The sequence below is a fragment of the Mesorhizobium sp. M6A.T.Cr.TU.017.01.1.1 genome (genome assembly GCF_004023115.1).
Classification (GTDB): domain Bacteria; phylum Pseudomonadota; class Alphaproteobacteria; order Rhizobiales; family Rhizobiaceae; genus Mesorhizobium; species Mesorhizobium mediterraneum.
In genome coordinates this window covers 1-6,853 of sequence record NZ_RZTA01000192.1, presented here as the reverse complement: position 1 = coordinate 6,853, position 6,853 = coordinate 1, and the positions used below count along the sequence as shown (strand labels likewise).

General features: G+C 60.5%; 5 protein-coding genes. 2 read left to right on the top strand and 3 right to left on the bottom strand.

Annotated features, from left to right (window positions below):
• Positions 1-290: 290 nt before the first annotated feature.
• The 3 genes from EOB36_RS32535 to EOB36_RS32525 form a co-directional block, all read right to left on the bottom strand.
• Entirely contained in the window at positions 291-2,351 is a 2,061-nt protein-coding gene (locus EOB36_RS32535) for a mechanosensitive ion channel family protein (RefSeq protein WP_128286501.1), read from the bottom strand.
• 254 nt (positions 2,352-2,605) lie between these two features.
• On the bottom strand, positions 2,606-2,893 hold the full coding sequence (locus EOB36_RS35600) for a hypothetical protein (protein WP_245465687.1): 288 nt from the start codon (positions 2,891-2,893) through the stop codon (positions 2,606-2,608).
• 44 nt (positions 2,894-2,937) lie between these two features.
• Positions 2,938-3,744, bottom strand: a complete 807-nt coding sequence (locus EOB36_RS32525) for a DUF2092 domain-containing protein (RefSeq protein ID WP_128286500.1) — start codon at positions 3,742-3,744, stop codon at positions 2,938-2,940.
• Between the two features lie 671 nt (positions 3,745-4,415).
• On the opposite strand from EOB36_RS32525, the gene EOB36_RS32520 reads away from it, so the two are divergent.
• Positions 4,416-5,423 carry an HAD family hydrolase gene (locus EOB36_RS32520; RefSeq protein WP_126106614.1) on the top strand — a complete coding sequence of 336 codons (1,008 nt, stop codon included), beginning with the start codon at positions 4,416-4,418 and terminating at the stop codon, positions 5,421-5,423.
• 236 nt (positions 5,424-5,659) lie between these two features.
• Positions 5,660-6,853, top strand: a 1,194-nt coding sequence (locus EOB36_RS32515; protein WP_128286499.1) for a DUF3300 domain-containing protein, incomplete at its 3' end; no start/stop codon positions are given.

The following is a 6,853-nucleotide window of genomic DNA, read 5'->3' as shown; positions in this document are numbered from 1 at the left end:
TCCTCTTGCGGGGCGATGGGATATGACGGCTGTGAGTGACCTTGGCCGATCGGCTCACGTCAGGGAACGTAACTAACTGTAACCTACGGGCTAGTACTGGCCCAGCGCACTGCGGACCGTTCAGTCCTTGACGCTAAAATGGCCGTTGGCACGCATACGAACGCCACCTAAGGGTCGATGTCTTGGTATCTGACTACGTTCGCCAAAACGTCCGCAACGACGGCATGATGTCCGGTTTGCCCCGAGTTCGGATGACGTGGACAGGACCGCGCAGCTCTATGGCGTGTACCTCACGCCTCCAAGGGGGCCTTGCTCTTTTTCAGGGTTTGGTTTGCCTGATGAGCAGCGGCCGCAGTCTCCCCGCCACTCTCGACGTGAACGGTGGGAACCGCGATCTTGATACCGTTTTCCGCGAATGCCGCCTTGATCATCATGAAGGCGCGCCGCTTGATGCCGAATTGGGTCCCCGGCTTCGTCGTCAACTTTATCCTCAGAACAATCGCGTAGTCCCCGAAATTGTCGATGCCTTGCATCTTGAGCGGCTCGATCGTGTCGGCCGCAAATTCAGGATCGGCTGCCAGTTCCTGGCCTATCTTCTTGATGAGCTTGCGCGCCAGGTCCACGTCGGAATCATAGGTCACGCCGATCGTGATCTTGTCGATCACCCAGTCCCTGCTCATGTTCTGGACCGCCCCGAGCTCACCGAACGGGACGGTATAGATGGGGCCGCGATGATGACGCAGACGCACCGAACGCAGGCTGAAGGATTCGACCGTGCCTTTGTAGCTGCCGCTCTGGATGTATTCACCGACCCGGAAGGCGTCGTCCATCATGTAGAACACGCCGCTCAGCACGTCCTTGACCAGGGTCTGCGAGCCGAAGCCGATGGCGATGCCGAAGATGCCGGCGCCGGCAATCAGCGGGAGTATCTGCACCCCGAGCCCAGCGAGGATCGTTAGTACGGTGACCGCGGCTATGAACACGGCAAGGGCGTTGCGGAAGATCGGCAGCAGCGTGCGCAGGCGGCCGCTGCGTGCGATCTCGTCGGCGCTGCTCCCATCCGCCGGCGCGAGGTTCATGCGGTATTCGATCAAGGCCTTCGACAGTTGCCAGAGCAGGTCGGCGATCAGTAAAATGATGATGCCGTTGAGCAGCCCGGTTATCAGGAAGCCGTCGGTTTCGCTGCCGGCGAGGCTCGCGGCCCTGATCCGCCAGATATAGGCGAGCCATGCGACCGCCGCGGCAATGACCGCCGCCCTGGCGCCCCTGACAATGAGCACGTTGAGTACGACGCCCATCGCGCCGCTGCGCTTCGACCTGCCGGCGAGGGCCTCTGCCGCGGCGCCGACGCCGCGCAAGGCTGTCGGCAGCACCAGGGCGAAAATGCCAAGCCACAGGACGCCGAGCAGGCCGGCCACCCAAGCCACCCAGAGCACGATCAGGAACAAGGTGAGAAACGATTGCTTGACCAGAGAGCCTCGCCCGTCGGGCCGTTGCCAGACGACGCCGATTGCGGTCGCCAGAATGCCAAGCCCGAACAGGAAGGCGACGAGCTCTGCAACCTCTCGAGAGAAGCCTAGGCCAGGCATGAGGCTGGCGATCGCCCAGCCGAACAATAGGAACCCGGCCACGAGGTTGACTCGCCAACGCCAGAAACGGGTCGAAGCCTCGCTTTCGAAAAGCGGAGTCGGCCTGTCCGAGGGGCCGCTCGTCGCACCGCCGAACGCAAACAGCAATCGGGCTGCCGCGCGAACGACACGGAACGCGATGAACGCAAGAAGCAGGGTCAGAATGATCCTGCGGAGTAAGGGTGGCCATCCGAGTGCCAAGAACGAACCGGCGCTGGCGAGCGCAAAAGTCAGCAGGGCGACAGTCTCGAAGAGGATCGCTTGTCCGGCGTCGTCCTGAGCAACCGCGCTCCTCGTCGTGTCGAGCACTCGTCGGACCGCCCACTCGGCTCCGAAACCGACCGCGATCAAGACCGCCAGGATGCCCATAACCAGCCCTGGCCTGCCGGAGTTCACGTCACGCGAGACAATTTCGGCGGCGCGCGACAGTTCTTCGGGCAGGCGCGGGATCGCGGCGCCGAGCGCACCGATACGGGCACGAATACCCGCCTCCAGGCTCAAGATGTCCTCGGAAATCGACAGGCCGGGCTCGTCCGTGGCCGCTGGAATCTTTCGCTCGAGCCATGCCTTTAGTTCCGGATCGGACAAAAGCTCGAGGAACTGCTTTGCCTTTTCGGGCGGAAGATCGGGGGAAGGCTGTTGAGCCAGAGAAGTTCCCTGCAACAGCGCTAGCAAGAGCACGATGACAACTGGCAAGAACCCGAGCCGGAGCTTGTTCTTCATGAGCGCCTCGAGTTTTGAATGCCGCAGCTGCACATATTGGCTCCTCGCCCTTTTATGGGCAACTGTTCTGGGTGCATGCTACGTCTCCGGGGAGAGTGGCTGCAAGCTAAGGGCGCAGTCAATTATGGTGTTCGCCGCTTACGGTCACAAGCAGAGATCGGTTGGCGTCGCAGCCCTTGCCAAAGGCCGACCGGTCGTTTCTGCCCCAGTCGTTGTACTGTCATTGGAGGCCCTCTCGCTTTGGGCGGCTACGATCAATTCACGTAGACGACGACGTAACGGCCGCCATAGGGCTGGTAGTATGTCCCGCCGCACTGCCAAACCGTAGCGCCGTTGATGCTAATCTGAGAGCAGGCGGGGGGGAGCGCCGCCACGTATATCGTCGAGCGGCGGACGACCCGGCGCGTTGTACGCCGCGCAACGCCGGCGACGCTGCCGGGCGTAAGCGGCCTGCCGACGCGCGCTTCCGCGCTGGAGACTATCGAACCTGCCGGGATGAAGTTCCCCCCCATTAGGCCATCGGTTACAAGAAACGCCGTCATAACAACGGCGACCGAGAGTTGATTACGGAGCATGCGCCGCGCGTTCATTTGCTGCCCTCCAGTACAAGTTCGCCAACTTCGTCGGAGTCTATCCGCTCCAGCTTTTTCGCGTTGGCCGGAGGCTTGAACGAAAACAACTTGGCGTCGACCTCACCGGCTTTCCAGTTGCTGAACCGCAACGAATATTGCGGCGCGCCCGTCACCCATTTGGTGGTGACCACATATTTGACAGGCAGTTTCTGGTCGCCTTTGCTGATCCAGATCTGCCAGTCCACGGCGTCATTGCGAAAAGCCAGTTGATCGCATTCGACGCCGCCGACAAAGGCATCGCCGACCAGTCTCCCCGACGTAACGCCTTCGGTCAAAACGGCATAAGGATCGGTGACTAGAAAATCGGCGCCCGCAACGTCGAGCCCGGTCGACACCCTGAATTCCTCGACCGCCTCATCAATCGATGCGCCAGGACTGTCCAACTGCGCATAGACGTTCATGCCCTTGCCGTGGACAGAGATTACCTTGCCGTCAAAGGTGAGTTCCACGTCGGCAAAAGGGCCTTTGCGGGTCATGTGGAAGCCCTCGCCGCGGGACGCCTGGACGGAGCCGGAAGCGCTGTACTGCAACTTCTGGCCGGCCAGGTCGACGATCTCATGATCGGTGTCATAGTCGACCGTGAACGCCTGTAAGCTTTTGAGATGGTTTGTCATGGCCACAAGAATACCGTCAGCATCGGCGTCGATGACGTTCTGACCCCACGACGGCGAAACGGAAAGTGCCAGCCCGATTGAGATTGCCGCTATTCCGATAGATCGCGGCCGCGATCTAAGGTGCGACTTCAAGATTGCTTGGTTCATGTTTCATCTCCAATCCAGTGCTCGGCGATTCTTATTCGGGAGCGTGATCCGGGTTCGCTTCAGCCCAACAGCGTAGGGCCGCCATCAAACTGATCGGTTGGCTACATCATCGACGCCGAAAGTTTGAGGCGATCGGATTCGACAGTTCTTGGCCAGTTCTCTACTGCTTATCAATTTTCGGATCGCAAATTCGGCATGCGGAAGGCGTCGCCGAATATGCCTGCTCCCTGCCAGGAGGTTTGCCGTTTGCTGCCATAGTGCCATCACCTATGAGCTAGAATGCGCATAGTCTTTTTGATGGTGCCAGTATCCCTATGTAAGTTACGTAGGCGGACTGTTGCTGGCGAAGCCGTATCCGCCTATGGCCGAGGATTGACACGCTTGTGGCAGGCGGTCCCCAACAACCCGCAATGCCTTCCCGACCCAACCAAGCTATTGCGCGATATCGCCACCGGGGCTGGACCTACCCTGCGGCTCATTGTCGTGTCGAGCTAGACCGTATCCTTGACAGCCCCGCTTTCGATGCAACCGAGCGGATTCTGCCCGTAGGTTACCGTTAATTACCTTCCGCCCCGGGCGGCAATAGGCAAATCTCACGAAAGACGATTTGCCGAAGGCATGTTTGATGATGGCGCTCCCGAGGGGCGCTGACCTGGAGGAGACATCAAACTATGACCAATCTTGCCTACGCCGCGCAGCGCTACCTGTTGTCCATCCTCCTATTACTGGGGGTCGCAGCCTCTGCCACCGCGCAGAACGCCGATCAGCTTCCGTCTTGGAATGACGGAAAGGCCAAGCAGTCCATCGTCGCCTTCGTCGAACGCGTGACTGCGGAAGGCGCGGCAGACTTCGTGCCCGAAGCAGAGCGCGTCGCCGTCTTCGACAACGACGGCACGCTGTGGGGCGAGCAACCGCTGTACTTCCAGCTCCTGTTCGCACTCGATCGGGTCAAGGCAATGGCGCCGCAGCATCCGGAATGGAAGGACAAGGAGCCCTTTGCCTCGTTGCTGAAGGGGGACATCAAGACTGCGCTTGCCGGTGGCGAGCCGGCTATCGTGGACATCGTCATGACCACGCATTCCGGCATGACCACCGACGAATTCGACCAGATCGTCCGCGACTGGGTTGCCAGCGCCAAGCACCCGAAGACCGGCCGGCTTTATACGGAAATGGTCTACCAGCCGATGCTGGAGCTGTTGGCCTATCTTCGCGCCAACGGTTTCAAGACTTTCATCGTCTCCGGCGGCGGCATCGATTTCATGCGCCCATGGACGGAGAAGGTCTATGGCATACCGCCCGAGCAGGTTGTTGGCAGCAGCGGCAAGACCAAGTTCGAGATGCGCGACGGAACGCCGGTGCTCATGCGATTGCCGGAAATCAACTTCATCGACGACAAGGCCGGCAAGCCCGTCGGCATCCACCACCACATCGGCCGGCGGCCGATCGCCGCCTTCGGCAATTCCGACGGCGATCTGCAGATGCTGCAATGGACCTGTTCCGGTCCCGGACCGCACTTCTGTCTCTATGTGCACCACACCGACGCGGATCGCGAATGGGCCTACGACAGGGATTCTTCCATCGGTCGCCTGGACAAGGGTCTCGACGAAGCCGGAATCATGAGCTGGACAATTGTTGATATGAAAGCTGACTGGAACAAGGTGTTCGCGTCCGAGCCTTGATCCTTATCGCGGCCTGAAGCGCTGCATTGGAAGAGGAAGCGACACGAAGCCATGACAAGAGAAGCCGATGGCCAACACGTGGCAGGGCGAATTCCTGTGGCGGAATCTCTGCGAGGACGGAGACGTCACCCGTGCCATTTGGTTTCCGCTGCATTGCACGCAGAACGTGACAAATACTGCCAAACAGGCCCGGCGCAAAGGCTGCCCGGACAGAGACAGACAGGGAGGATCGAAGCATGACGGGCAATGACTTGTTGAAGGTCGGCGCGGCGGCGCTGACGCTGCTGCTTGCCGGGTTTGGTTCGGCGCACCCTGTCCTTGCACAAGAACAGGTCGCGGCGGCTGACGCTTCGGGCGATGCGACGACTTCGCCGGAGCCGCTGAGCGCCGACGAGATGGAGGTGCTGGTCGCGCGGATTGCGCTCTACCCGGACGAGCTGATCGCCGTGATCACCGCGGCTGCGCTCTATCCGCTGCAGATCATCGAGGCGGCGCGCTTCCTCGACCGTTACGAGAAGGACAAGAGCCTGAAACCCAAGGAGAGCTGGGACGGTTCCGTGGTGTCGCTGCTCAACTATCCCGACATTGTGAAGATGATGAGCGACGACCTCGAATGGACGCAGACGCTCGGCGATGCCATCGCCTACCAGCAGAAGGACGTGCTGGTTGCCATCCAGCAGCTGCGCGACGAGGCGGTCGCCAAAGGCGTCATCAAGACCGACGACAAGATCCAGGTGGTCAAGGCGAACGACAACATCGTCATCAAGTCGGCGAGCCCCGAAGTGATCTACGTCCCGCAATATCCGCCGCAGATGTTTTATGAGCCGGATTACGTGTGGGAACCGATCCGCTATTATCCCGATCCTTACCCATACTATGTGTACCCGGGGGCGACATTCTTCGCCGGGGCGGTGACCGGCGCCATCTGGGCCGCCGCCGTCGACTGGGATGATTGGGGCGTGTGGGGTGGCCGCTGGAACGGCAACGACATCAACATCGATTGCAACAACTGCTTCAACAACCGCGACTTCAACGGCAATATCAACATCAACGACGTCGACTGGAAGAATGTCGATCGCAGCAAGATCAAGATCGACCGCGATCAGTTGAACAAGTTCGACCAGAACAACATCAAGAACAGGATCGAGAAGAATGGCGACAACGCCATCCGCGACCGCGCCCGCGACATCAAGAAGAACGACAGCCTCGCGAACAGGGCGCCGGGCAAGACGGCGGGAACGAGAGACATCCGCAAGAGCACGCTGGACGGGCTGAAGGCGAAGCCCGCCAACGTCACCCGCCCCGCCAAGCCCGCCAACATCCAAAAACCTGCGGCCAGGCCTACCGCCAATCGCCCGGCGGCGAAGCCGGCCAAGGTGAACCGTCCGGCTGGCAAGCCAAAACCTGCGGCAAGGGTCGACAACCGGCCG

What these genes read in the sequence shown, in the direction of transcription:
- EOB36_RS32520 (WP_126106614.1), top strand. Translation starts at nt 4,416, where the DNA reads ATGACCAATCTTGCCTACGCCGCGCAGCGCTACCTGTTGTCCATCCTC.
- EOB36_RS32525 (WP_128286500.1), bottom strand. Translation starts at nt 3,744, where the DNA reads ATGAACCAAGCAATCTTGAAGTCGCACCTTAGATCGCGGCCGCGATCT.
- EOB36_RS35600 (WP_245465687.1), bottom strand. Translation starts at nt 2,893, where the DNA reads ATGACGGCGTTTCTTGTAACCGATGGCCTAATGGGGGGGAACTTCATC.
- EOB36_RS32535 (WP_128286501.1), bottom strand. Translation starts at nt 2,351, where the DNA reads ATGAAGAACAAGCTCCGGCTCGGGTTCTTGCCAGTTGTCATCGTGCTC.